This window comes from Pseudoflavonifractor sp. An176, assembly GCF_002160435.1.
GTDB lineage: Bacteria > Bacillota > Clostridia > Oscillospirales > Oscillospiraceae > Enterenecus > Enterenecus faecium.
Genome location: NZ_NFKO01000027.1, coordinates 1 through 26,206, shown reverse-complemented (window position 1 = coordinate 26,206; position 26,206 = coordinate 1). Strand labels below are relative to the sequence as shown.

The following is a 26,206-nucleotide window of genomic DNA, read 5'->3' as shown; positions in this document are numbered from 1 at the left end:
TGTTGGTGCCAGACCATTTACTCTCTCATTCTAACAGCTTCGGCTTTGAGATGGAAAAAGACGCGGCTGGCTGCCGCGCCTTAAACCGTAACTTTATTGTAGGAGAATGAAGAATGCAAGCCCTGAAGATTGCCGCATATCTTGGGTTGCTGGGCGTAGGGGAGGGGCTTGCCCCTCCCGAATCTTCCCCCTGGTATGCTCCAGGCTTTTCGGGCCGGGCAAGCCCGGCCCCTACCACAGCGCAACAGGAAGGTGCGGCAAACGTTCCCGATACCTGCCAGCCTCAAAGCCTCCCTCAGGGAGGGAGGTGGCATGGCGTAGCCATGACGGAGGGAGATTGTAGCAAAGGCTTAAAATTTTTGGCGCAATAGGCGGAGAGTACCAGAGTGTCCGGAACGTCTGGTGCAGGTCTATGCTGTGTGCAAACCTACAGTGCAGCCGCCCGCATGCTCCCTCAGTCTGCTGACGCAGACAGCTCCCTCCCGGAGGGAGCCGATAGGGTGCGGCACACCATCATGATTCACTCTTCGTTATTCATTTGCAAAAAAGACCGGGGGGAAGCAATTTGCTTCCCCCCGGAGCTTTTTTGCATTAGCTGCGGCGCTTGCCCTTCACGTAAGCGGCGCCGGTGAGCAGGCTCACAGAGCCAGCCAGAGCAGCCACGTACACCATCAGCTGAGCGGAGTCGCCAGTCTGAGGCACGTTCTCGGGCTTCTGGGTGGTCTGGGGCTTGTCGGTGGTCTCGGGAGCGCCACCGGCGGTGAGGCCGTCCATAGCAGCGGACAGAGCGGCTACGGCGTTGTCCACGGTGGCCTGGTCGTCCTCGGACAGGGTCTCGTCAGCCAGCACGGACTGAGCGGTGGCCAGAGCGGAGCGGAACACGGCCACGGACTCGGCGGTGTAGTCGGTCAGGTCGATGCCCTCAGCCTTGCCGATGAGGTCTTCCAGGATGGACTTGTCGGCCTTGTAGCGCTGGGCCAGGATGGCGTTCATCAGGTCTTCCACAGCGGTCTCCACGTCGCCCTGGAGGGCGTCGCCGTCGTCCATGACCTTCTGGCCGGCGTTCAGAGCGTCCAGCAGCTCCTGCCAGTGGTCCTGCACGTACTTGCTCTGGTTGGCGACCATGGTCTCAGCCTTGGCGATGAGCACTTCCAGAATGTCCTTGTTGCCCTGCTTCAGGCCCAGGGACCAGATGCCAGTGAGCAGGTTGTCCCAAGCGGTGTTCACCTGCTCCTGGGTGGCGTTGGGGTCGTCCAGCACGGTCTTGGCCTCGTCCAGGGCCTTCTGGAAGATGGCCACGGCGGAGTCCACCACGCCGGTGGTGTCCAGGGTCACAGCGTAGTCGTAGGTGGCCTGGAGCAGAGCCTTGTTGGCCTCCTGACCGGGCTGATCGGGCACACGGGCCTCCACAGCGGCGTTCATGGCCTCCACGGCGGTGTTCAGAGCCTCCTGGGTCACGGGCTCACCCAGGGTGTTGTCAGCCAGAATGGCCTCCACAGCGGCGATGGCGTCGTTGAGGGCGGCGATGGACTCGGCGGTGTAGCCGGGCTCAGCGGCAGCGGCCTTGGCCTCGTCCACCTGAGGCTGCACGCCGTAGGTGTTCAGAGCCACGAAGCGGTCGCCCTTGATCTCGATCTCGTTGAGGTAGATGCCGTCGGTGTAGGCGATGCGGAAGGCGGTGACGCCCTTGAGCTGGTTGGCGTGGTAGACACGGGCACCGGTGTTGCTCAGGTCGGCATCATGCTCCAGCAGGGTCTCGCCATCGGCGGTGACGGCGTACACGCTCACGCCGTCCCAGGTGCCCAGGGCGTTGTACAGCACCAGGTCGTTGGCCTTGGTGCTCTCGTAGACGTGGTACACCACTTCGCCCTCGCCGGTGGCCTGGACGAAGCTCATCACGTCCCGGTCGGTGAGCTTGGCCTCGCCCACGCCGTTGACGGTGGCCACGTACTCAGCGTCGGTGGACACCCCGTGGAACTCGGCGATCTTCAGCCAGTTGGTGGAGCGGGACTCGGTGACGGTGGCCCGGATGGCCTTGGCCTGGACGGTGTCGAAGGTGACGGCGATGGCGCCGGAGACAAAGTCATCGCTGTCCACGATGCCCACGGAGTTCCAGTTGCCGTCGGTGTCCTGATACTCCAGGTTCACCTTACCAACCATGCGGTCACCATCGGTGGTGGTGGTGTACTCGATGCGGTTGATGCTGGTGGGGGCGGAGTAGGTGACGGTGAGGTGGGTGCCCTTGGCCTGGCTGTTGAGCCAGACGAAGGTGGTGGTGTTGTAGTCGTTGATGTTGCTGGTGGGGTAGTTGTTGGGCTCATAGATCTGGGCGCTGGAGGTGACGGAGGCGATGGACACCACCTGAGCGGCGATGGACACCTGGGTCAGGTCCACGGAAATCTCCTCAGCGGTGTTGTTCATCACACGCACATAGCGGGCCTGAGTGCCGGCGGCAAAGCCAGTCCAGGTCTTGCCGTCCAGGGAGATCTGGACGTTCAGGTCGTCCAGGCCGGACACGGAGGACAGAGCCACCAGCTGGGCCAGGTCGAACTGGACATAGGAGCCGGAGCCCAGGGTCACGGTCTCGCCGTCGGTGACGGTGAAGGTGTTGCCGGACTTGGCCATAGCCCAGCCCTCCGTGTTGGTGTCGGTGTAGACGAAGGGGTCGGAGGCGTCAGTGAAGAAGGAGCCGCCGGCCTGGGTCATGATGTAGCGGGCGAAGGGCAGGATGTAGAGGTTGCCGGGGCTGGTGACATAGTTGCTGATGGTCTGGCTGGTGCCCTGGCCCTCCAGGCTCTCCACCTTGTACTTCTCCAGGGTGTCGATGCCGTTGGAGAGGTAGATGGCGTTCATCAGGTGATCGAAGCGCTGGCTCTCCTCGCCATACATGGCCTGGATGCAGTCGATGATGATCTGGCTCATGTCATTGAGGCGGTACACCCAGGGGCGAATCTCCTCTTCCAGGTTCACCAGCTTGTAATCATCGCTGTCCTTGAGGGTGAGGATGAGCTGGCAGGAATCCACGATCTTCTGCATCTCCTCCAGCACGGCCGGATAGTTGGAGCTGTCCGACTTGTAGGCGTTGAAGATGGAGTTGATGTTGGTGTGGTCCTGGTTCTTGGCAGCGTGGCTGGCAAACACACGCAGGGCCTCCTGCATGGCGGGGTCATCGGTGTAGGAGGCAAAGGACTCCTCCCAGTTGCTCTGGACATCGAAGTTGGCGGTGTTCCAGGTGTAGTCGGCCACACCGTACAGGGCCACCTTGGAGGCCTCCGCCTGGTTCATGGGGTTGGACAGAACGCCCAGACTGGCGGTGACGTCCAAATCGGTGGCGTACACGGAGTCCAGACGGTTCATGAGCATCTGGTCGTCAATGTTGTCGTTGACGGGGTAGTTCCACCACATGACGGGCTTCTTACCGGTGTACTGCTGGATCTTCAGCAGGTCGGAGTTGCGGATGGGGGACCACACGCCGGAGCCGGTCATCATCATGATGACGTTGTTGCCCTGGTTGGCCTCACGGAAGGCGCCCAGGTTGGTCTCCAGCTGAGAGGAGGAACCGAAGCCCAGGGCGTAGAAGCTGGGCACGTAGTAGGTGCCGGCCACGTGATCGGCGGGGTCCTCGGAGCCGTTGTACTTGTCCTCCAGGCGGCGCTGGAGCTCGGCCATCATGTAGGCCTGGTTCTCAGAGCCACGCAGAGCCACGCCGGTGTCGATGTCGTCCACAAACACGCCGAACTGGCGCACGCCCAGATCGTACATGTGGGAGAACTTCTCCATGATGTCGTCAATGCCCTGCTCCACGCTGTCACGGTCGGTGAAGTTGATGCCGTTTTGCATGGCGGGGTGGATGGACCAGGCAAAGGAGATGTTGTTCTCGGCGGCAGCGGCGGTGATGGTGCGCATGTCGTCCTGGGTCATCATGCCGTAGAAGCGCTGCTCGTCGGTGATCTCGGTGGGATACTCATCCCGCCAGTTGCCCAGGTGATAGGGGTCACCCTTGGGGCCGTAGACGAAGGTGTTCATCTTGTTGTCTTCCATGTACTCGAACAGGGAGAGAATGTCCTCCACAGAGTACACCTTGCCGTAGAAGCCCTCGACGATGCCGCGGTACTGCATGTTGGCATAGTCCTCGATGGTGGCGCAGGTCAGCTGCTGACCGGCCACGGTCTCCATGGCGTCGTCCAGGGTGGCCAGGCCGTAGTACACGGCGTCGTCGTCCTCACCCAGGATGGTCACGCGGCCATTGGAGTTGATGTCCACAAAGTGGGCGTCATACTTGGTCTCGCTGGCCACAAACAGGTCGTCGGAGTAGCCGGTGGTGTTGGTGTCCACGTTCTCAGTGGAGCCGTGCAACCCTAACGCCAGGGTGCTCTCCTCATAGTTCTCGGTGACGGTGTAGGACACGCCCTGCTTGTCCATGATCTCCTGCACCCGGCCACGGGTGACGTCGGTGATGCCGGACTCATAGTAGACCTTGACGTTGTCAAAGTCGATGAGGTTGTACTGCATCTCCAGCTTCTGGGGGGTGGGGTTGAGGTCATAGGTGTTGTCCAGATCGGTCTGGGACAGAATGGTCACGGGAATCTCCACGTCGGCGCTGTTGCCCAGGTAGGAGACCGTGGCGGTGAGGGTGGCCTGGGTGGTGGTCTCAGGCAGGGTCACCTTCAGCATTCCGTACTCCACGGTGAGGTAGGGAGAGTCGCTCTTCCAGGTGACGGTGGCGCCGTAGTCGGTGCTCTCCACCAGGGACACGTCCCGGCTCAGAGCGTCCCACTTCTGGGCGTTCTCCAGCTGGGTCTTGGCCTGGCCGAAGACGAAGTCCCAGGTGTTGTTGTACACTTCCATCTCGTAGATGGACACGCAGGTCCAGATGTCAGGGAAGTTCTCGGTGACATACACCCGGACATAGCGGGCCGTGACCTCGTCAAAGGTGAGGGTGCGGGTCTCCTCGGGCTGGCCGTCGGTGACGTTGGCCACGCCACGCCACTCGTTGCCGTCGTCAGAGACCTGGACCTTGTAGGCCTTGCCGCCGGACTTCTCCCAGAACAGACGGACGCAGTTGAAGGTGGTGGGCTCGCCGAAGTCCAGGCGCAGCCACTGGGGATTGTTCTCCACAGAGCCGCTGGACCAGCGGGTGTCCATGTTGCCGTCGTTGGCCTTCTCCTGGGTGAAGTTAGAGGTCTCGTTGGCGGACGAGGCGGCGGTGGCCTTGAGGGCCAGGTTGGGGCTGGTCGCCTCATTGGCGAGGGTGGCAGCGGAGTTGGTGATCTCGTCGGCCTGGGTCTGAGGCAGGGCAGCGGCATAGCTGACCGTGGACAGACACATGGCACACACGGTGACCAGAGCGCCGACTTTCTTGGTAATCTTGCGCATGGTTGATGTTCCTCCTATTCTCCTTAAGTGAAGATGTACGGGACAATTTGGGGGATGTATCACCTCCTGATGGGACAAGATGGACGCCGTGGGGAACTCCCACGGAAGAGGTACCGACGAAAAAGACCAGACGACACCAAAGGGGCCCATATCACAGAGATACGCCCCCTTTCGGTTCATCTGGTTTTGCCCATACGGTAACAATCCTTCTTGTTGTTCACTTGCTACCAGTATACCACTGGAGATGGAAAAAGTAAACAAAAGAAGGATTGTTATATCTCATGAAACTGTATGAATTATATTGTCCATTCTGTCTATACCAGGCCCAGCTTGGCGAATACCACTTGGGCCAGTTCATACCGGGGCAGAGGCCGGTCTAAGAAGTATTCCAGGGCGAAAATGGCCTGATAGATGAGCATGGGCAGGCCGTTGCAGGTCTTGAGGCCCCGGGTCTGGGCCTGGCGCAGCAATTCGGTGCAGGCGGGATAGTAGATGAGGTCCATCACCCCGGCGTCTTTGGGAAGGGCATCCAGGAAGGAGAAGTCCTCAAACTGGTGGGGGCAGTCGTCCATGCCCAGGTTGGTGCAGTTGATGACCAGCTGGGACTGGGAGCACACCTGGGAGAGGGTGCTGGGGTCGAAGCCCACGGGGATGAGGGTGCCGGAGGAATCCAGCTGGCACAGCTGGTGGGCCTTGGGCAGGGTGCGGTTGCACACCCAGATGCGCTCGGCCTTGGTCTGGGCCAGGCGCAGGGCCACCGCCCGGGCAGCGCCGCCTGCCCCCAGCAGTACCACCTGCCGGGCGGGCCACATGCCCATATGCACCAGGGACTCCAGACAGCCGTCCCCGTCGGTGTTGTGGCCAATCCACGTTCCGTCCCGGCGGCAGACGGTGTTCACCGCCCCGTATAGCTCCACTTCCTCCCCCAGCTGGTCCATCAGGGGCACCAGGTCCTCCTTGTGGGGCATGGTGGCGTTGAAGCCGGTGACCCCATGGGCCAGGGCGTAGTCCAGATACTGGGCCACCTCCCCCTTTTTCACCAGGTGGGGGGTGTAGGGGATGTCCAGACCCAGATAGTCCAGCATGGTGGTCTGGATGATGGGGGATTTGGAGTGGAAAATGGGTTCGCCAATGACTTGCAGCATGTTATTGTCCCCCTTTGAGGAAGAAGTCCATGGCCCGCAGGTAGCCCTGGAGGCCCAGGCCGTAGATCTGGCCCACACACCCCGAGGCGGTGACGGACACCGAGCGGAAGGGCTCCCGGGCGTGGATGTTGCCGATGAGCACCTCGAAGGCGGGGGTGTTCACCGCCAGCAGGGCATCGAGAATGGCGTAGGAGTAGTGGGCGTAGGCGCCGGGATTGATGATGATGGCGTCGTAGACGCCGTCGGCGGCCTGAATCTGGTCCACAATGTCCCCCTCGTGGTTGGACTGATAGCAGGTGGCGGTGGAGTTATGTACCTTGGCGTACTCTTCGATCATGGTGCACAGGGAGGCGTAGTTTTCGTGGTTCTCCCTTCCGTACAGCTCCACATCCCCCTTGCCCAACAGGTTCAGGTTGGGGCCGTTGATGATGAGAAACTTCTTGCCCACCTCGGAGATCTTCTCCAGAATTTCCGCAACGGTGGCCTCCGGTGTGGAAAAGTCCTGGATGATCACGTCGGCGGCGGACAGGTACAGGGGCAGACGGTGGTGGTGGCGCTCCACAAAGGCGTGGTGTCCCTCCTGGGCCAGGGGGCGGCCCTCGGTGTCCAGGCTGGCGCAGATCTCGTCAATGGAGCGGTCCAGGAACACCAGAATGCCGTTGCGGCGCAGGGAGATGACGTTTTTCCGGGACAGCACCGCCCCGCCGCCGGTGGCGATGACCAAACCCTCCTGGCTGCTCAGCTGCTCCAGCACCTGGCTCTCCAGGGAGCGGAAGCCCCGCTCGCCGTCCTGGGCGAAGATCTGGGAGATGGTGCGCCCGGTGGTCCCCTCCATCAGCTCGTCGCAGTCCACGAAGGGGCGGCCCAGCTGCTGGGCCAACATATGTCCGGCGGTGGTTTTTCCACAGCCCATCATACCAATGAGGATAATATTCTTCATGCTTCTTCCTCCAAATTCGACACGAAGTTGCCAAGTACCCGGAAGTCTCCGGTGGTTTGGGACAGCTCATGGAGCACATCGGCGATCTCCGGGGTGTTCAGGTTTCCGGTGAACTCCAAGAAGAACATGTACTCCCAGCTGTGCTGGGGCAGGGGGCGGGATTCCAGCTTCACCATGTTCAGGCCGTGGACGGCGAAGATGGTGAGAATCTCATGGAGGGAGCCCGCCTCATGGGGGAGGAGAAAGACGGTGCTGATCTTGTCAGCGCCCTCCCGCAGCTCCACCTGGGGAGAGACCACCACAAAGCGGGTGGTGTTGTGGGGGTTGTCGTTGGTGGGACAGACCAGGATGTTCAGCCCGTAGATCTGGGCGGCTCGGGCCGAGCACAGGGCGGCTTTGGTCACATCGCCGCTCTCGGCCACCATCTTGGCCGACCCGGCGGTGTCCGACTGGGGCACCTGCCGCCAGTGGGGGTAACGGCTTAAAAACTTGGCGCTTTGCAGCAGTCCCTGTTCGTGGGAGTACACCTGGGTGATGGTGTCCAGGGTGGCCCCAGGCAGGGCCATGAGGCAGTGGTCCACCTTCACCGTGGTCTCCCCCACCAGGAAGAAATCGTATTCCGACAGCAGATCGTAGATTTGGCGGATGGCGCCGGTGGAGCTGTTTTCAATGGGGAGCACCGCGTAGTCCGCCCGGCCCTCCTTTAAGGCCAGAAAGGTGTCCTCAAACTGGGGCAGCCCGGTGGCCTGGACCCCTTCGCCGAAGAAGTTGACACAGGCCTGTTCGCTGTATGCTCCAGGCTCGCCCTGGAACACCACCCGGGGGTTCTGGATGGGCTCCCGTATCTGGGACAGGGCCTGGACAAACCGGGGAACGCCGGGGTTATCCGCCCGTTCTCTTGTCAGGTCCCGCTGTTGGCGGCGGGAGATGGACATAATGGTCTGAAAGAGGGTGGTGACGCCGGGGCGCAGGTCCCCCTCCACCAGACGGGCCTTGTCCTGGAGCACCTGGCGCTCTCTCTGAGCGTCCAGCACCGGGATGCCTCGCTCCAGCTTGTACTGGCCCACCTGTCCGGTCACCGCCATGCGCTGGCGGAACAGCTCTACCATCTGTCGGTCAATGCGGTCGATTTCCTCTCTATACTGCTGCAATTCATCCATGGGAATGGCCTCCAATGAAACTCCGTGCCGCTATGCGGCACACCACAATTCTTCATTATTCATTCTTAATTCTTCATTTTTCCGGCCTGAACGGCCGGAAATCAGATCCCCAGCAGCTGGCAGGCGGCCAGGGCTGCGGCGGCCTCAATGACGGGGACCGCCCGGGGGACCACACAGGGGTCGTGCCGCCCCTGGAGCTCCAGCTCCGCATGTTCCATGCGGTTCATATCAATGGTAAATTGGGTGCGGGCAATGGAGGGGGTGGGGCGCATGGTCACCTCGAACACCAGGGGCATGCCGTTGGTGATGCCGCCGTTGATGCCCCCGGCGCAGTTCTGCTCCGCCCCGACGTTTCCATGTTCGTCCACGTACAGGGGGTCGTTGGCCTCGGAGCCCCGCATGAGGGAGAAGGCGGTTCCGGCCCCGAAGGCCACCGCCTTCACCGCCGGGACGGCGAACAGGTATTGGGAGAAGATGCCCTCGGCGTTCTCCCCAAAGTCGGGGGAGCCGTATCCGGCGGGGAGTCCGAACACCCCGCACTCAATGGAGCCGCCCACGGAATCCTGCTCTTCCTTGGCCTCCAAAATGGCCTCCTGCATCTCCTGACCCTTCTCGTCGTTGAGCACCGGGAAGTCCTTGTCCGCCACCCCTTTCAGGGTATCCCAGTCCTCCAGGGCCTCGTCGTTGACCCCGTAGATGGAGCTGATGTGGGCCCCCACGGTGATACCCCGCTGGGCCAGAATCTGCTTGGCGATGGCCCCGGCAAACACCAGGGGAGCGGTGAGCCGCCCGGAGAAGTGGCCGCCGCCCCGGTAGTCGTTGAAGCCCTGGTAGCGGACGTGGGCGGGGTAGTCGGCGTGGCCGGGCCGGGCCAGGTCACGGGTTTTGCTGTAATCCGCCGAGCGGGTGTCGGTGTTGGCAATCATGGCGCACAGGGGGGACCCGGTGGTCTTGCCCTCAAATACCCCGGAGAGCACTTGCACCTGGTCGGCCTCCTTCCGGGCGGTGGCCAGGGGGGACTTGCCGGGGGCCCGGCGGGCCATATCTTTCTCAATGGCGGCCCAGTCCAGCTCCAGCCCGGCGGGCACTCCGGTGAGGGTGACGCCAATGGCGGGGCCGTGGGATTCGCCGAAAATGGTATAGTTCATAGGATTTCCTCGCTTTTTACAATGGTTCCACCCAGCTTCTCATAGACCTCCCAGAAGTCGGGGAAGGATTTGGCCACGCACTGAGCGCCTGTGAGGGTGATGGGGGCCTCACACCGGGTGGCGGCCATGGCGGCCATCATGGCGATGCGGTGGTCGTTGTGGCAGGGGACGGTGACGCCTCCGGCGAACTGGGCCACGCCTCGAATGGTGAGCCCCTGGGAGAGCTCCTCCACCTGGGCGCCCAGTTCGTTGAGGACCTGGGAGGTGGTGGCCAGTCGGTCGCTCTCCTTGATACGCAGCCGGGCCGCCCCCACAATGTGGGTGGTTTTCCCCTCCATACCAGCGGCCAGGGCCGCCAGGGGGGGCACCAGGTCGGGGCACTGGCTCACGTCCAAAGTGACGGTCTGTCCCGCCCCGGTGAGCTGCTCATAGAAGGAGACGATGCGCCGGTCTCCCTGGGGGGAGTGGGGGTCCAGGCCCTGGATGTCCAGGTCATTGCCCAGCCCCAGCCCGGCGTAGAAAAAGCCCGCCTGGGACCAGTCCGCCTCCACGCTGCCCTGAATGGGGGAGTAGTGTTGGCCGCCTTGGACGGTGTACCCGTCCAAAGTGATGCCCGCCTGGTGGAGGGCCTGCCGGGTCATGGCCACGTAGTCCTCCGACTCCAGGGGGGAGGTGAGGGTGATGGTGGAGGTGCCCTCCACCAGGGGCAGGGCGTACAGCAGCCCGGTGACGAACTGGCTGGACACGTTGCCCGGCAGGGGGTAGTCCCCGGGGGGGAGCTGGCCCTGCACGGTGAGCACCCCGTCTTCCAGGGTGTAGGAGATGCCTTTGGCATCGAAGAGATCAAAATAGGGCTTTTGGGGCCGCTCCATCAGCCGCCCCTGTCCGGTGAACACGCCCCCGCCCGCCACCGCCAGGGCGATGGGGATGAGAAAGCGGAGGGTGGAGCCGGACTCCCCGCAGTCCAGGCGGGGAAGGGAAGGGGTGGGGCGGTTCATGGTGAGGCCCTGCACCGTCAGGGTGGACCCGGACCAGGTGAAGGAGGCACCCAGGGCCTCCATACACCGGATGGTGGCCAAAATGTCCTGGGATGGGGCCACGTGGGTGAGCACGCTCTCCCCAGAGGCCAGGGCGGCGGCGATGATGAGCCGGTGAGCCTGGCTTTTGGAGGGAGGGGGCGTGACGGGGCCGTGAAGCTTGGTGGGGGTGATGGTGACGTTCATAGCAATACCTCGTTACAGCATCTCCAGCAGCTGCTGTTTCAAAATGGGGTAGGCCAGGGCGTGGCCGGGTCGGTCCAGGAGGATGAGGGAGAGGGAGGAACCCGCCCCCTTCTTGTCCAGGCCGATGGCGGCGGCGTAGTCCGCCTGGGAACAGGGAATGGCGGTGGGCAGGCCGAAGGCCTCCACCAATTGGGCGATGTCCGGGGCCAGTTGGGCGGGGGTGAGACCCAGGGCGGTGCCCAGTTGGGCGGCCCGAACCATCCCGGCGGCCACGGCCTGGCCGTGGGTGTGGGTGGTGTAGTGGCCCGCCAGCTCATAGGCGTGGCCCAGGGTGTGGCCGAAGTTGAGAATCATCCGCCGCCCGGTGTCCAGCTCGTCCTCGGCTACCACCTCCGCCTTGATGCGGCAGCAGGTGTACAGCACCTGTTCCATGTTGGCCATGATGGCGGAGCGGGAGGGGTTTTGACTCAAAAACTCCCAAAAGCCCTGGTCGGCGATGCAGCCGTACTTGATGACCTCTGCCATGCCATCGGCAAAGGTCTCGTGGGGCAGGGTGCCCAGCACCTCAGGGTCCATGAGCACCAGCCGGGGCTGGTAGAAGGTCCCCGCCAGGTTCTTCCCCTCGGGAAGGTCGATGGCCACCTTGCCCCCCACCGAGGAGTCCACCTGGGCCAGAAGGGTGGTGGGAATCTGGATGAGGGCCACCCCTCGCAGGATGGTGGCGGCGGCAAAGCCCGCCAGGTCCCCCACCACGCCGCCCCCCAGGGCCACCACGCAGTCGGTGCGGGTGAGGCCGAACTGGGCGAAGCTGCTCCACAGGCGGGCCAGCTGCTTGGAGCACTTGCTCTGCTCCCCGGCGGGGACCACGAAGGTCTCCACCTGGAACCCGGCCCGGGCCAGGCTGTGGGCCACCGTCTCGCCGTACAGCGGGGCCACGTGGGAGTCGGTGACCAGGGCCACCTTCCGGGCCTGGGGGACCACCGAGCAGATGTAGCCCCCGGCCTGGGGGAGCAGGCCGGGCCTTATGAGAATGTCATACTCCCGTCCGGGGAGGGGGACTGTGAGGGTTCGCATGGGGGATATCTCCTCTCAGAGTTTGTCGATGGCCTGGGTCAAAGTGTCCAAAAAGGCCTCCTCGCCCCAGGTGTTGAGCTTGAAGAACATGGCCTGACTGCCGCCGGCGGTGATGGCGGTCAGGCGCAGCTGGTCGCCCTGTCCGGTGAGGGTCATACACAGGGCCACCCGGTTGCCGCCGGTGTAGCTGTACCGCTCGTACATACGCACGGCGCAGCGGACGTCGCCCATAGTGTACACCGTGCCGTCCTCGTAGGAGGCGGACATGCTGCCGTTTAAGATGGCTTGGTCCAGGGTGCGGAGGACTTGGTCAAAGTTTCCTGTGAGGGTGCGCTCTAGCATGGCCATAGTTCATACTCCTCTCTTGTTTTATGTTAGGTGAGGGTTTTGCCCATCAGCTCCACCAGGGGCACCACCTTGTCCATGAGGCGGCGGAACTTCTCGGGGGTCAGGGACTGCTGGCCGTCGCACTTGGCACAGGCGGGGTTGTTGTGCACCTCGATCATCAAACCGTCGGCGCCCACAGCGGCGGCGGCCATGGCCAGGGGCTCCACCATCCAGTACATCCCGGCGGCGTGGGAGGGGTCCACCACGATGGGCAGGTGGCTCATGCGGCGGATGGCGGGGATGGCGGACAGGTCCAAGGTGTTGCGGGTGAAGGTCTCGAAGGTACGCACCCCTCGCTCGCACAAAATGACGTTCTCATTGCCGGCGGCCATGATGTACTCCGCCGACATGATCCACTCCTCGTAGGTGTTGGCCAGGCCCCGCTTGAGCAAAATGGGCTTGGACATCTTGCCCACCTCTTTGAGGAGGTCGAAGTTCTGCATGTTTCGGGCGCCAATCTGCACCATGTCCACCTTTTCCTCGAAAAGCTCGCAGTATTTGGGGCTCATCAGCTCGGTGACGATGGGCAGCCCGGTCTCTGCCTTGGCCTCCAGCAGCAGATCCAGGCCGGGAGTGCCCATGCCCTGGAAGGCGTAGGGGGAGGTGCGGGGCTTGAAGGCGCCGCCCCGCAGCAGAGAGGCCCCGGAGGCCTTCACCGACTGGGCCACGTCAATGATCTGCTCCCGGCTCTCCACCGAGCAGGGCCCGGCGATGACGGTGAATCCGCCGCCGCCGATGACGGCGTTGCCAATGCGCACGGCGCTGTCCTCGGGGTGGAACTTCCGGTTTGCCTTCTTGTATGGCTCCTGGACCCGCATCACCCGGTCCACGTCCTGGTGGATGGTGAGTTTGTCCTGGTCAATTTGGGAGGTGTCTCCCACCAGGCCCAGAATGGAGCAGCCCACGCCTTTGGTGATGCTCACCCGCACTTCTGGGTGGTCTGTCTCCAGCTGGTGGGCCAGAGCCTGGATGGTATCTTGTGTGGCAGAGGGCTTCATCACGATAACCATACGTTGTTCATCCTTTCTACTTGTCTCAGCGGCTGGGAAGAGGTCCCCGGTATGCAAAAACGCCCATTGACTGCCAATGCGTCAATGAGCGTCCCATTCCGGTATGTCAGCAGTTGCCCCCACGGGTGTGGGTGCCAAACGCCTCACTCATATGCCACATTGCTCCACGACAAATTTGCCGTACCCGGTAAATCGAGTAAAGCCATAATAAGCCATGAAGTTGTGGGCAGACAGACGGGCCATTGCTGTAAACCTCGTTTCGTTCAAGTGAGGCCATTATAGACCACACAGCCAGAAAATGCAAGCCTTTTTTTTCTGGTGCGCTAAAGTGAGAAAGATGCAGGGCATTGACAAGGGGGCGGAGGAGGGAATAGGATAGCAGCAAAGACCACAGGAGGGAGCACCAACATGGAACATCGTGTAGAATTGCTGGCAGTGGGCACCGAGCTGCTGCTGGGCAATATTTTAAATACCAACGCCCGGGATTTAAGCCAGCTCTTATCTGGGCTGGGCCTCAACGTGTACCACCACACCGTGGTGGGGGACAACCCCGCCCGCCTGGCCCAGGCGGTGGAGATTGCCAAAGGCCGGGCAGACATCCTCATCACCACCGGGGGGCTGGGGCCCACCTGCGACGACTTGACCAAGAAGGTGGTGGCGGGGGCCTTCGGGCTCCCTCTGGAGTTCCACCCCGAGTGTGAGCGGAGCATCCGGGACTACTTTGCCAAGTCCGGGCGCACCATGACGGCCAACAACCTCCAGCAGGCCTATCTGCCAAAGGGGTGCACGGTGCTGGAAAACCGCTGGGGCACTGCCCCGGGCTGTGCCTTCTGCGTGGATGGGGTGCATGTGGTGATGCTTCCCGGCCCGCCCCGGGAGTGTCTGCCCATGTTCCGGGAAGAGGTGACCCCGTATCTGGCCCAGCTCACCCAGGGGGTCATTCACTCCCGCACTCTGCGCATTTTCGGCCTGGGCGAGTCGGGGGTGGAGCAGCTGCTCCGGGACAAGATGAACACCCTCCAAAATCCCACCCTGGCCCCCTACGCCAAGGAGGGGGAGGTGGAGCTGCGCATCACCGCCAAGGCGGAAAGCGTGGAGGAAGCCAAAGAGATGATCGCCCCGGTGGAGCAGGAGGTCCGGGACATCCTGGGGGACCAGGTCTACGGGGCGGATGTGACCTCCCTGGAGGAAGTGGTGGTGCCCATGCTGGCCAAACAGGGCCTGACCCTGGGTACTGCCGAGAGCTGCACCGGGGGCCTCATTGCCAAGCGGGTCACCGATGTGCCCGGGGCCTCGGCGGTGCTCCAGGGCGGCGTGGTGAGCTACACCAATGCCGTCAAGCACAACGTGCTGGGGGTGTCCCAGGAGGTGCTGGAGCAGCAGGGGGCGGTGTGCGCCGAGGTGGCCCGGCAGATGGCCCAGGGGGCCCGGAAGGTGCTGGGCTGTGACCTGGCGGTGTCCACCACCGGAGTGGCGGGCCCGGACAGCGACGACCGGGGCAACCCGGTGGGGCTGGTGTATGTGGCGCTGGCCACGCCGGACGGCTGTGAGGCGGTGGAGCTGCACCTGGGGGGCGCTGCCCAGCGCCGGGACCGAGTGCGGACTCTGGCGGCCAATCATGCCCTGGATTTGGTGCGGAAATACTGCCTAAAAATGAATCATGAAGAATGAATAATGAAGAATTGTGGTGTGCCGCGTAGCGGCACGGATTGCAATGGAAAAGGCCCGGCGCATCTGCGCCGGGCCTTTTGCGGGATAAGAAAAAATGGAGATATACCCAAACAGGTACATCTCCATACCATGGGGCCCCGCAAGGCGGGGCGGCGCGGGTGCGCCGTACAAGTGTTTTCGACTGGGGCGAAAACCTTGGCGCAGCCGGAATTGACTTCCGGCGAGCATTGAAATAACCTACGGATACCAAATGAAAACGGCCTGACCTAAGTCAGACCGTTTTTATTTGGAGCGAGTGACGAGGCTCGAACCCGCTTCCGTACCCACAAAAGCCACGGGCTTTTGCGGGGCCCCCAACCTCAGATTTCAAGTTAAGGTGGAGGTAGCGAGTTCCCAAGACAAGAAAAATGGAGACATACCCGAACAGGTACGTCTCCATTTACATGGAGCGAGTGACGAGGCTCGAACTCGCTACCTCCACCTTGGCAAGGTGGCGCTCTACCAGATGAGCTACACTCGCAACGACAAAGGGTATGATACCAGAGGGAAGAGGATTTGTCAAGGGTGAAATGAAAAAAGTGTGGAGCGGCAGACATTCCCGGCGGTGGGAACGCCGCGCACCAGGGTGAGGCCCTGGAAACAAAGGCATAGTCTTACAGAGAAGGGGGCGCTTCCCATAGACTTGCCAGGCCATCTATGTGACCCCGCCGGGGCCAGGGCCGACGGTGGGAATGACGCAGTTCCAGTCTCGTACCCTAGGGGGGTACTTAGGGGGGAACGCCCTAAGCGGGTTTTGGTTTCTTTTGCCCGCTCAAAAGAAACCCCCAGCGGGTAGCGTCCCCACCGGGCTGGGAAGCCTGAACTATGCTGTTTAGAAGAACAATCCCTTTACACAAGGGAGCCGATGGAGGAGGGCGAGTTCACCAAGACATGAAAAATGGAGATATACCCGAACAGGTACGTCTCCATGGGGCCCCGCAAGGCGGGGCGGCGCGGGTGCGCCGTACAAGTGTTTTCGCCTGGGGCGAAAACCTTGGCGCAGCCGGAATTGACTTCCGGCGAGCATTGAAATAACCTACGGATACCAAATGAAAACGGCCTGACCTAAGTCAGACCGTTTTTGTTTGGAGCGAGTGACGAGGCTCGAACCCGCTTCCGTACCCACAAAAGCCCATGGCTTTTGCGGGGCCCCCAACCTCAGATTTCAAGTTAAGGTGGAGGTAGCGAGTTCGCTAAGACAAGAAAAAATGGAGATATACCCAGATAGGCATATCTCCACACTATGGAGCGAGTGACGAGGCTCGAACTCGCTACCTCCACCTTGGCAAGGTGGCGCTCTACCAGATGAGCTACACTCGCGACAACAAAAGGGATGATACCAGATATCATCCCTTTTGTCAACACAAAATTCAAAGTTTCTCGAAAAAACGTTTCCTTATTCCTCCCCGTTTTCCCGACAGGCGGGATAGAGAGAGGTGGACCAGGTATAGCCCTGATCGGTCATCTGCTGGTCGGTGTACAGCTTCAGGGGCTGGTCCGGGTGGAGGGACTGGGCCAACAGGTGGCGATAGCCGTGGTCGGTGGCCACAATGAGCCATAGGGTGCGGATGGAGTTCTGAGAGCCCAACACCATGGTGTACTCCATCCCCGCCTCTTGCAGCAGGGCCTCCAGGCCCAGCAGCAGCCCCTGGTCGCTGGCGGGCTTGCCGGACAGGGCGTCCAGGGCGGTGAGGGAGCCGGTGGTGGAGGGAGCGGCCACGCTCTGGACCAGGCCGGTGAGCTGTTCCAGGGTGTAGGGGGTCTGGGCGGACTCCTCCAGCAGCTGGCCCGCCAGAGTCTCCAGAGACTTGGCGTATTCCTCCAGGTCAATCTGGGTGTCCGGCCAGGTGAGGGTCAGCTCCACAATGCGCTGGGCCCCGGATTCGGGATAGAGGGACGCGGAGATTTTGGGAGGCTCCAAAGCGGTCTGGGGGTTGCTGTAAAAGGCCAGCCAGAACAGGGATTCCACGGCGGCGGCGTCTCCAGAGAAGTAGCTTACCCGGGAGATGCTCTGGGACTGCCGGGTGGAGATGACCCGGGTCAGCTCGCCCCGTAGCCCGGAGAGGCCCGCCACAGACTGAATGGAGGACACCACCTGAGCCGAGCGAGAGTAGACAATGCGCACATCCACCTCGTAGTAGGTGAGAATGCGGGTGCTGTCATACTTCATGGAGCGCACCGAGAACACCCCCAGGGGGTCCTCGGTCATGACCTCGTTGCAGGCGCGCTCCAAGTCCGACTCCACGTCCCCGGCGTAGTTGTACAGCCGCAACGTGCCGTTGGTGGAGTGCTGGTTGACGAAGTAGAGCAGGGCGTTGACCAGGCCCTGATAGTTCTCCACCCGCAGGATGGAGGAGTCCTCCGTCACCGAGTAGTCCAGGTGGGTGGCGGAGGAGACGTAGCTGCGCTCCAGCATGGCGGTGCAGCCGGACAGGGTGAGGGCGGTGGCAAGGCCCAGGGCCAGCAGTCGTACTTTCATGAGTCTCCCTCCTTTGCCCCAGGTGGGGCGGCTTAGAGTCCGTCGGAGTGATACACCTGGAAGCCCTCGCCCAGCACCTCATGGGCGTCGCAGACGATGAGGAAGGCGTTGGGGTCCAGGCCTTTCACGGCGGACTTGATGGTGGCGATCTCCCGCTGCTTGAAGGCGCACAGGAGCACCTGCTTTTCCGCCCCGGTGTAGGCGCCCTGGCCGTGGAGGATGGTGACACCCTTGTCCAGGTCCTCCACCAGGGTGCGGCGGATCTCCTCGTTGTGGTCGCTGATGATGTAGGCCACCTTGGCGGTGTCCATGCCGTAGAGGACCCCATCCAGAGCCAGGGTGGAGATGTACAGGGCCACCAGGCCGTAGAGGGCGGTGTTGATGGTCTGGAAGGCCAGGGCCACGGACACCACCACGATCAGGTCCACGGCCAGCAGCAGCTTGCCCATGGGCAGCCACTTGAACACCAGCTTCAAAAGCCGGGCGGCCAGGTCGGTGCCGCCGGTGGTGGCGCCCTGCTGGAACACAAAGCCCAGGGACAGGCCCATGAGCAGGCCGCCGAAGATACACGCCAGCAGGGGCTCCATGGGCTGCCAGTCATACAGGGGGGTGAGAATGTCGATGAACACCGAGGAGATGAACATGGCGTACAGGGACAGCACCAGCAGCCGTCCGCCAATGAACCTCCAGCCCAAAATAAACAGGGGGATGTTGAGCACAATCACCGTCATACCCACAGGAAAGACGGGGATGAAGTGGTTGATGATCTGAGCCACGCCGGTGATGCCGCCGAAGGCGATGTCGTTGGGGGCAAAGCACCACACAAAGCCCAGGGCGTAGATGGCGGAGGCGAAGGTGATGACCAGAATGGCCCACAGATTTTTCTTTACATTCATAGCTACTCCTTGTTACAGCAGAGACAGCTGCGTCTCGCCACGGTCCTCTTCCTTTAGCAGTGCACCGGCAATGGGCAGGGAGCGGGCCCGGTACCGGGGGGCGTTGACAATGGTGGTCTCACTCAGGGGCTTGGCCCACTCCACCTTGTACTTGGGTTTCAGGGTCATGATGTTCACACCCTGGGTGGAGCGGGTGGACTTGGGGGTGAGGGAGGCGGTGTGGAACACCACGCAGCGCCCCTCGGTGGAGCATACCGCCATTTCGGTGTCCTCCGAGAGTACCAGGGCGGACACCAGGGGGGACTTGTCCGAGTAGGCGGTGGTAAGCTTTTTCCGCCGGGTCTGGGTCTGGTAGGCCCCCAGCTCCACCCGGGCGGCCTTGCCGTTTTCAAAGAAGAAGAGCAGGTGGGCGGAGTAGTCGCCGGGACAGCAGGCCCACACCACCTTTTCCTCTGGGTCCATGCCCAGCTTGGTGGGCAGGTAGTCGCCCAGAATGCTGGCCTTGGAGTCGTCGAAGTCGGACAGGCGGGTCTTGTAGCACTGCTGACGATCAGTGAACACCAGCAGCTCGTCCCGGTTGCTCCCCTCCCAGTGCAGGTAGGGGCCGTCCCCTTCCTTGTATTTCTGCTCTCCGCTCATGCGCAGCGACTGGGGGGTAATCTTCTTAAAGTATCCCTCTTGGGAGAGAAAGACGTGGACGGGGTAGTCCGGGGCCTCCTGAGCGGCGGCCTTTTCGGCGGAGAGGTTCTCGTACTCGTAGATGATCTCGGTGCGCCGGGGAGTGTCGTACTTCTTCTTCACCTGCTGCAGCTCGGTGATGATGACCTTCTGAATCCGCTTGGGGGAGTTCATCAGGTCAGTGAGGTCCGCAATCTCCTCTTCCAGGGTGGAGACCTCCTCCACCCGCTTGAGAATGTACTCTTTGTTGATGTTGCGCAGCCGGATGTCTGCCACGTACTCGGCCTGAATCTGGTCGATGCCGAACCCAATCATCAGGTTGGGCACCACCTCCGCCTCCTCCTCTGTCTCCCGGATGATGGCGATGGCCTTGTCAATGTCCAGCAGAATCTGCTTCAAACCCCGGAGCAGGTGCAGCTTGTCCTCTTTCTTTTTGCAGATGTGGTAGGTGCGGCGGCGCACGCAGTCCATCCGCCACGCCGTCCACTCGTCCAGAATCTCGCCCACTCCCATCACCCGGGGCATGCCCGCAATGAGGATGTTGAAGTTGCAGGAGAAGGAGTCTTGCAGGGGAGTGAGGGAGAAGAGCTTGGCCATGAGCTTGTCCGGGTCGGTGCCACGCTTGAGGTCAATGGCGATTTTCAGGCCGTCCAGGCCCGTCTCGTCTCGCATGTCCGAAATTTCCCGGATTTTCCCCGCCTTGATGAGCTCCGCCACCTTGTCAATGATGGCCTCCACGGTGGTGGAGTAGGGGATTTCGGTGACTTCAATGAGGTTTTCGCTCTTGGAGTAGTTCCACTTGGCCCGCAGTTTCACACTGCCCCGGCCGGTGCGGTAGATGTCCTCCAGGGCCTTCTGGTCGTAGAGCAGCTGGCCCCCGGTGGAGAAGTCTGGGGCCTTCAAAATGGCCAGCAGGTCCGCCTCCGGGTTCTTCATCCGGGCGATGGCGGCCTCGCACACCTCCCCTAGGTTGAACCCGCACAGGTTGGAGGCCATACCCACGGCGATGCCCTGGTTGGCCGCCACCAGCACGTTGGGGAAGGTGGTGGGCAGCAGGGTGGGCTCTTGGAGCTTGCCGTCGTAGTTGGGCACAAAGTCCACGGCGTCCTGGTCAATGTCCCGGAACAGCTCCTGACAGATGGCATCCAGCCGCACCTCGGTGTATCGGGAGGCGGCCCAGGCCATGTCCCGGGAGTACACCTTGCCGAAGTTGCCCTTGGAGTCCACCAGGGGGTGGAGCAGAGCCCCGTAGCCCCGGGAGAGGCGCACCATGGTGTCGTAAATGGCGGCGTCGCCGTGGGGATTGAGCTTCATGGTGGCGCCCACCACGTTGGCGCTCTTGGTGCGGGGACCGGAGAGCAGCTTCATCTGGTACATGGTGTACAGCAGCTTGCGGTGGCTGGGCTTGAAGCCGTCGATTTCCGGGATGGCCCGGGAGACGATCACCGACATGGCGTAGGGCATGTAGTTCAGCTCCAGGGTCTGGGTGATGGGCTGCTCCAGCACCTGGGCGTGGAGTCCCATGACGTTGGGGTTTGTCTTCTTCTTTGCCCCCTCTGCGGGGGACTTCTTCTTAGCCATGTAATTCCGTCCTTATCATGATACGATTTCTAGCGTTAAAATCCACGCTTTGGACTTTCCGGCGTGGGGGTAGGGGAGGGGCTTGCCCCTCCCGTTGCTACCCTGGAATTGCCCTGGTGATACGGGCGGGGCAAGCCCCGCCCCTACAGGAGCAACAAATGAGAGATAGAAGTTATGAAATATCGGCCATATCCAGGTATTTGTAGCCGTTTTCCGCAATGTGATCTTTGCGGCCCTGGAGGTTGTCCCCCAGCAGCAGGTCGAAGACCTGGGCGGTGCGCTCCACGTCCTCGGGCATGACCTTGATGAGCCGCCGGGTGTCCGGGCTCATGGTGGTCAGCCACATCATGTCCGGCTCGTTCTCACCAAGACCCTTGGACCGCTGCAAGTCATACTTTTTCTTCTCAGCGTCCAGCTGCTGGCAGATCTCTGCCTTCTCCCGGTCGGAGTAGGCAAACCAGGTCTTTTCCTTGCAGGTGATCTCGTACAGGGGGGACTCGGCGATGAACACATACCCCTCCTGGATGAGGGTGGGGGTGAGGCGGTAGAGCATGGTGAGGATGAGGGTGCGAATCTGGAAGCCGTCCACGTCGCCATCGGTACAGATGATGATCTTGTTCCACCGCAGGGCGGACAGGTCGAAGGCGGACAGGTCCTTGACGTGCTTGTCCTTCACCTCCACGCCGCAGCCCATGACCTTCAACAGGTCGGTGATGATCTCACTTTTGAAGATTTTGGCGTAATCGGCCTTCAAACAGTTGAGAATCTTACCGCGAACGGGCATGATGCCCTGGAACTCGGCGTCTCGGCTGAGCTTACAGGCGCCCAGAGCGGAGTCGCCCTCCACGATATACAGTTCCCGCCTCGCAACGTCCTTGGTGCGGCAGTCCACGAACTTCTGCACCCGGTTGGAGATGTCCACCGAGCCGGACAGCTTCTTTTTGATGCCCAGGCGGGTCTTTTCGGCGGTCTCCCGGGACCGCTTGTTGATGAGCACCTGTCCGGCGATCTTCTCGGCGTCAAAGGGGTTCTCGATGAAGTAGACCTCCAGCTGGGAGCGGAGGAACTCGGTCATGGCCTCCTGGACAAACCTGTTGGTGATGGCCTTTTTGGTCTGGTTCTCGTAGCTGGTCTGGGTGGAGAAGTTGTTGCTCACCAGCACCAGGCAGTCCTGAATGTCCGCCCAGGTGATCTTGGACTCGCTCTTTTGGTACTTGCCGTTTTGCTTGAGCCAGGAATCAATGGCGGAGACAAAGGCGGAGCGCATGGCCTTCTCCGGGGCGCCGCCGTACTCCAGCCAGGAGGAGTTGTGGTAGTGCTCCACCAAATTCACCGTGTTGGAGAAGCAGAAGGACACAGACAGCTTCACCTTATAATCTGCCTTGTCCGCCCGGTCCCGACCCTTCCGTTCGGTCTGCCAGAACACCGGGGGGGTGAGGGACTGATCTCCCACCAGCTCGGTGACGTAGTCGATGATGCCGTTTTCGTACTTGAAGTCGGTGGTCTCAAAGCGGTTGGCCCCGATCTGGTTGCGCAGCCGGAAGGTGACCGGGGCGTTGACCACCGCCTGACGCTTCAAGGTGTCGGTGTAGTACTCCAGGGGGATGTCGATGTCGGTGAACACGTCCAGGTCGGGCAGCCACCGGAACTTGGAGCCGGTCTTTTTCCGGTCGGCGGGCTCTTTGATCATCTCGCCCACCAGTTCGCCCCGCTCAAAGTGGAGGGTGTACTTAAAGCCGTCCCGGTAGATGGTGGCGTCAAAGTAGCGGGAGGCGTACTGGGTGGCACAGGAGCCCAGGCCGTTGAGGCCGAGAGAGTACTCGTAGTTGTCCCCGTCCCCGTTTTTGTACTTGCCGCCGGCGTACAGCTCGCAGAACACCAGCTCCCAGTTGTACTTGCCCTCCGCCTCGTTCCAGTCCACGGGGCAGCCCCGGCCGAAGTCCTCCACCTCAATGGAGTGGTCCTGGTAGCGGGTGACAATGATCTGGCTGCCGTGGCCCTCTCGTGCCTCGTCGATGGCGTTGGAGAGAATCTCGAACACGGCGTGCTGGCAGCCGTCCAGTCCGTCGGAGCCGAAGATGACGCCGGGGCGCTTGCGCACCCGGTCCGGACCCTTCAGGGAAGATATGGATTGGTTGTCATATGTTGTCTTTACACTGGCTTTTGCCATAGTTGCACCTACTTTTGTATGAGCATATCATTTCATTTTAATTATAGCGCAAGGTTTGGCCCCCGTCAAGGAAGCGGCTTTGCCGCTTCCACTTCTTCACTTTTCACTCTTCACTCTTCACTGGTTCGCCCGTAGGAGTGCAAACAAAACCGCCGCAGCGCTGTGGCTGCGGCGGTTGGAAATGCGTGCATGTTACCGATTTGCTTAGGGGAGGGGATACTGGGCCAGGTACTCCTGGTACAGCTCTTTAAATTCGGGGTCGCTGCGCAGGTCACCCAGGTACTGGTGGGTGTCGTAGCTGTCGTGGTGCAGCTCAATGATGGCGGCAGCCACGTTGGAGCAGTGGTCGGAGATGCGGGCGCAGTCGCCCAGCACGTCGGTGAAGAGCATACCCTGCTCCACACGGCAGGCCCCGTCCTGGAGACGCTTGATGTGGCGGGCCTTCATGTTGGAGCACAGGTGGTCCACCACCTGCTCCATGGGCTCCACCTTCCGGGCCCGCTTGCTGTCGTCGTCGGCGAAGCTCTTGGCGGTCTCCTTGGTGACGGCGGTGACGGCCTTGGCCAGCACCTGCAGCTCCTCCTTGGCGTCCCCGGAGAGCTGATTGTGCTTGTTGTGCATCCGCTGGGCGGAGATCTGGATGCTCTTGGCGTGGTCGCTGATGCGCTCCAGATCGCTGATGGAGTGCAGCAGCAGGGACACGGCGCGGCTGTCATCCACAGACAGGGTCTTGGTGGACAGTTTTACCAGGTAGGAGCCAATCTGGTCCTCGTACTGGTCCAGCTGATCCTCCACCTCGCACACCAGCTTGGCGTCCTCCTCGTTGTAGGAGGTGATGAGGCCCAGGGCACGCTGGACGGAGGTGCTGGCCAGGTTGGCCATGCCGATGGCCAGCTTGTTGCACTGCTCCAGAGCGATGGGAGGAGTGACCAGCAGGCGCTCGTCCAACAGCATGACCTCGGGCTCCTTGGCCTCTTCCTTGATGGTGGCGCAGGCCAGCTTCACCAGCAGCTTGTTGAAGGGCAGCAGGGCCAGGGTGCACACCACGTTGAACACCGTGTGGACCACGGCGATATAGAACTCGTTGATGCTGTCGTTGAGGAAGGGCATGGGGATGAAGACTTGCAGGATAAAGAACAAAATGAGGAAGGTAATGGTACCAATGACGTTGAAATACAGATGAATGAGGGCAGCCCGACGGGCGTTCTTGTTGGCGCCCACCGAGGAGAGCATGGCGGTGACGGTGGTGCCGATGTTCTGGCCCAGGATGATGGGGATGGCGGAGCCAAAGGTCACCACACCCGTGGAGGCCAGGGCCTGCAGGATACCCACAGAGGCAGAGGAGGACTGGATGATGGCGGTGAGAGCCGCGCCAGCCAGCACGCCCAGGATGGGGTTGGAGAACATCAGCAGGATGTTGGTGAACTCAGGTACGTCCTTCAGACCGGCCACAGCCCCGGACATGGTGTCCATGCCGAACATGAGAGTGGCAAAGCCCAGCAGAATGGCGCCGATGTCCCGCTTGCGGTTGTCCTTGAGGAACACATACAGCACCACGCCGATGACGGCCAGAATGGGGGAGAAGGAGGTGGGCTTGAGCAGCTGGATAAAGAAGCTGTCGCCCTGAATGCCGGACAGAGACAGAATCCAGGCCGTCACCGTGGTGCCCACGTTGGCACCCATGATGATACCCACGGCCTGATTGAGCTTCATCACACCGGAGTTGACGAAGCCCACCACCATCACCGTGGTGGCAGAGGAGGACTGAATGATGGCGGTGACCACCAGGCCCAGGAAGAAGCCTTTGATGGGGCTGGAGGTGAGCCGCTCCAGGATGGTTTTGAGCTTGTTGCCCGCTGCTCGCTCCAGTCCATCGCCCATAATGGACATACCAAAGAGGAACAGGGACAGGCCGCCCAACATCGTCAGGACGTCGAATAAATCCATAGTCGCATACCTCAATCTTTTTCTTCAAATTTGGACATAACTGGTCATAGTATAACATACACGTAAACGGAGTGTAAAGAGTGTGTGTCCCAAAATTCTGATGGCAGAGCCGCCACTCCTTTCCGTATTATAACCACACCACCAGCAGAGGAATAATTTTTAATCACTCAAAGAAGTCCCAGGACTTCTTTGAGTGGGGGATTGCATGGCGGATGGGGCTCGATTTCTTGCGAAAAAGTCACCCCGTCCGCCATGAGAGGTGTCATTTCCGATGCACATGTCCCCGGAAATGACGAGATTTCAATGGATTCCGCCACCTGCGGGTGACGGAACTCTGCGAGGCTCCATATTAGGAGAGTTTTTCCGGTCTGGAATAATTTTTATGTATTTCGCTTAAACTGGGAGAGAATCTGGAACAAAAAACCAAAGGAGGATGCCCTATGACGGTGGGAAGAAAACGGGGGAGGAATGTCAGGCTGGAGGAGCGCCGGTGCCTGATGGAGGGGGTGGCCCAGACCCGGGTGCAGCTCAACCAGGCCTATGCCCAGTTCAATTTGCACTCGGACCCGGACCTGGTGGACGCCTGCGTGTATGAGATCAATGCCCTGCGCAGCCGCTACTCCTACCTGGTGCGCCAGGTCAAGCGCCTGGACGCCGCCGACGAGGGGCTGCGATGAGCTGGGGGCTGTGGCTGGGGGTGGCCCTGGGTGCGCTGATGCTGCTGGCGATCTTCCGCCGCCCCCTGCGCCTGCTGGGAAAGCTGGCGGTGCGGTGGGGGGTGGCCATGGCGGTGCTGTGGGGCCTCCAGGGCATCGGGCCCAGCCTGGGGGTGTACCTGGGCTTCAACGCCCTCAACGGCCTGGTGCTGGGGGTGCTGGGAGTTCCAGGATTTGGGCTTCTCATGTTGACACAGTGGGTGTTCCGCTGAGGGGGCGGGAAAATATCTACAAAATGTCGGTGGAATCGCTGGGAAAGGTGTGGTAGAATAAGGGGCACGGTGGGCGGCCCAGCGCTGCCCCCAGAGACTCCAGATGAGAAAGGCGGGTGGTTTCGGTGCGAAGACGAAACCGCATGGGATATAGAGGATATCAGGGACGGGGCGGCGGCGCCAGCACCTTCCTGAAACTTATCGTGTGTATTTTGGCCATCCTGGTGGTGGGCGGCGGCGGATACCTGCTGGCGTTGAACAACGGCGGGGCGCTGCCCAGCTGGCTGCCCCAGGGGCAGACCACGGATACCCCTCAGACCCCAGCCTCCGACACCCCCACCCAGGAGCCGGACC

At 61.6% G+C, this 26,206-nt stretch carries 18 protein-coding genes and 2 tRNA genes; 4 read left to right on the top strand and 16 right to left on the bottom strand.

Annotated elements, in window-relative coordinates; all coding sequences use genetic code 11:
• Nucleotides 1-591: 591 nt before the first annotated feature.
• The 9 genes from B5F12_RS09630 to aroF form a co-directional block, all read right to left on the bottom strand.
• Nucleotides 592-5,376 (bottom strand): beta-N-acetylglucosaminidase domain-containing protein, encoded by a 4,785-nt coding sequence (locus B5F12_RS09630; protein ID WP_158096795.1) that lies wholly within the window; start codon nt 5,374-5,376, stop codon nt 592-594.
• A 314-nt stretch (nt 5,377-5,690) separates the two neighbouring features.
• Nucleotides 5,691-6,521, bottom strand: a complete 831-nt coding sequence (locus tag B5F12_RS09625; RefSeq protein ID WP_087233799.1) for a shikimate dehydrogenase — start codon at nt 6,519-6,521, stop codon at nt 5,691-5,693.
• Nucleotide 6,522: 1 nt separating this feature from the next.
• Nucleotides 6,523-7,461 carry a type II 3-dehydroquinate dehydratase gene (locus tag B5F12_RS12335; RefSeq protein ID WP_087233796.1) on the bottom strand — a complete coding sequence of 313 codons (939 nt, stop codon included), beginning with the start codon at nt 7,459-7,461 and terminating at the stop codon, nt 6,523-6,525.
• Nucleotides 7,458-8,621 (bottom strand): bifunctional chorismate mutase/prephenate dehydratase, encoded by a 1,164-nt coding sequence (locus B5F12_RS09615; RefSeq protein ID WP_087233793.1) that lies wholly within the window; start codon nt 8,619-8,621, stop codon nt 7,458-7,460. Before B5F12_RS09615 ends, B5F12_RS12335 begins: the two co-directional genes overlap by 4 nt.
• 101 nt (nt 8,622-8,722) lie before the next feature.
• The gene (gene aroC, locus B5F12_RS09610) at nt 8,723-9,769 is read right to left on the bottom strand and encodes a chorismate synthase (RefSeq protein WP_087233790.1); all 1,047 of its coding nucleotides are present in this window, start codon (nt 9,767-9,769) and stop codon (nt 8,723-8,725) included.
• Entirely contained in the window at nt 9,766-10,992 is a 1,227-nt protein-coding gene (locus B5F12_RS09605) for a 3-phosphoshikimate 1-carboxyvinyltransferase (RefSeq protein ID WP_087233787.1), read from the bottom strand. Before B5F12_RS09605 ends, aroC begins: the two co-directional genes overlap by 4 nt.
• A gap of 12 nt (nt 10,993-11,004) precedes the next feature.
• The gene (gene aroB / locus B5F12_RS09600; RefSeq protein WP_087233784.1) at nt 11,005-12,066 is read right to left on the bottom strand and encodes a 3-dehydroquinate synthase; all 1,062 of its coding nucleotides are present in this window, start codon (nt 12,064-12,066) and stop codon (nt 11,005-11,007) included.
• A gap of 15 nt (nt 12,067-12,081) precedes the next feature.
• The gene (locus B5F12_RS09595) at nt 12,082-12,414 is read right to left on the bottom strand and encodes a DUF6054 family protein (protein ID WP_087233781.1); all 333 of its coding nucleotides are present in this window, start codon (nt 12,412-12,414) and stop codon (nt 12,082-12,084) included.
• 26 nt (nt 12,415-12,440) lie between these two features.
• The gene (gene aroF, locus B5F12_RS09590; RefSeq protein WP_087233778.1) at nt 12,441-13,463 is read right to left on the bottom strand and encodes a 3-deoxy-7-phosphoheptulonate synthase; all 1,023 of its coding nucleotides are present in this window, start codon (nt 13,461-13,463) and stop codon (nt 12,441-12,443) included.
• Nucleotides 13,464-13,871: 408 nt separating this feature from the next.
• On the opposite strand from aroF, the gene B5F12_RS09585 reads away from it, so the two are divergent.
• Complete coding sequence (locus tag B5F12_RS09585; protein WP_087233776.1) at nt 13,872-15,134, top strand: competence/damage-inducible protein A; 1,263 nt, start codon at nt 13,872-13,874, stop codon at nt 15,132-15,134.
• A 444-nt stretch (nt 15,135-15,578) separates the two neighbouring features.
• Here B5F12_RS09585 and B5F12_RS09580 read toward each other — a convergent pair.
• The 7 genes from B5F12_RS09580 to B5F12_RS09550 form a co-directional block, all read right to left on the bottom strand.
• Nucleotides 15,579-15,654 (bottom strand) — tRNA-Gly (locus B5F12_RS09580).
• Between the two features lie 763 nt (nt 15,655-16,417).
• Nucleotides 16,418-16,493, bottom strand: a tRNA-Gly gene (locus tag B5F12_RS09575).
• Nucleotides 16,494-16,569: 76 nt separating this feature from the next.
• Complete coding sequence (locus B5F12_RS09570; RefSeq protein WP_087233773.1) at nt 16,570-17,652, bottom strand: hypothetical protein; 1,083 nt, start codon at nt 17,650-17,652, stop codon at nt 16,570-16,572.
• Nucleotides 17,653-17,684: 32 nt separating this feature from the next.
• The gene (locus tag B5F12_RS09565) at nt 17,685-18,548 is read right to left on the bottom strand and encodes a YitT family protein (RefSeq protein WP_087233770.1); all 864 of its coding nucleotides are present in this window, start codon (nt 18,546-18,548) and stop codon (nt 17,685-17,687) included.
• Nucleotides 18,549-18,560: 12 nt separating this feature from the next.
• Nucleotides 18,561-20,807 carry a DNA gyrase subunit A gene (locus tag B5F12_RS09560; protein ID WP_087233767.1) on the bottom strand — a complete coding sequence of 749 codons (2,247 nt, stop codon included), beginning with the start codon at nt 20,805-20,807 and terminating at the stop codon, nt 18,561-18,563.
• A gap of 172 nt (nt 20,808-20,979) precedes the next feature.
• Entirely contained in the window at nt 20,980-22,977 is a 1,998-nt protein-coding gene (locus B5F12_RS09555; RefSeq protein ID WP_087233764.1) for a toprim domain-containing protein, read from the bottom strand.
• A gap of 204 nt (nt 22,978-23,181) precedes the next feature.
• The gene (locus B5F12_RS09550) at nt 23,182-24,924 is read right to left on the bottom strand and encodes a Na/Pi cotransporter family protein (protein WP_087233761.1); all 1,743 of its coding nucleotides are present in this window, start codon (nt 24,922-24,924) and stop codon (nt 23,182-23,184) included.
• A gap of 440 nt (nt 24,925-25,364) precedes the next feature.
• On the opposite strand from B5F12_RS09550, the gene B5F12_RS09545 reads away from it, so the two are divergent.
• From B5F12_RS09545 to B5F12_RS09535, 3 genes are all read left to right on the top strand, one after another.
• Nucleotides 25,365-25,601 (top strand): DUF2508 family protein, encoded by a 237-nt coding sequence (locus B5F12_RS09545; protein WP_087233758.1) that lies wholly within the window; start codon nt 25,365-25,367, stop codon nt 25,599-25,601.
• The gene (locus tag B5F12_RS09540; protein ID WP_087233755.1) at nt 25,598-25,852 is read left to right on the top strand and encodes a pro-sigmaK processing inhibitor BofA family protein; all 255 of its coding nucleotides are present in this window, start codon (nt 25,598-25,600) and stop codon (nt 25,850-25,852) included. The genes B5F12_RS09545 and B5F12_RS09540 overlap by 4 nt, the downstream gene beginning before the upstream one ends.
• Before the next feature lie 125 nt (nt 25,853-25,977).
• Nucleotides 25,978-26,206, top strand: a 229-nt coding sequence (locus B5F12_RS09535) for a hypothetical protein (RefSeq protein ID WP_204221545.1), incomplete at its 3' end; no start/stop codon positions are given.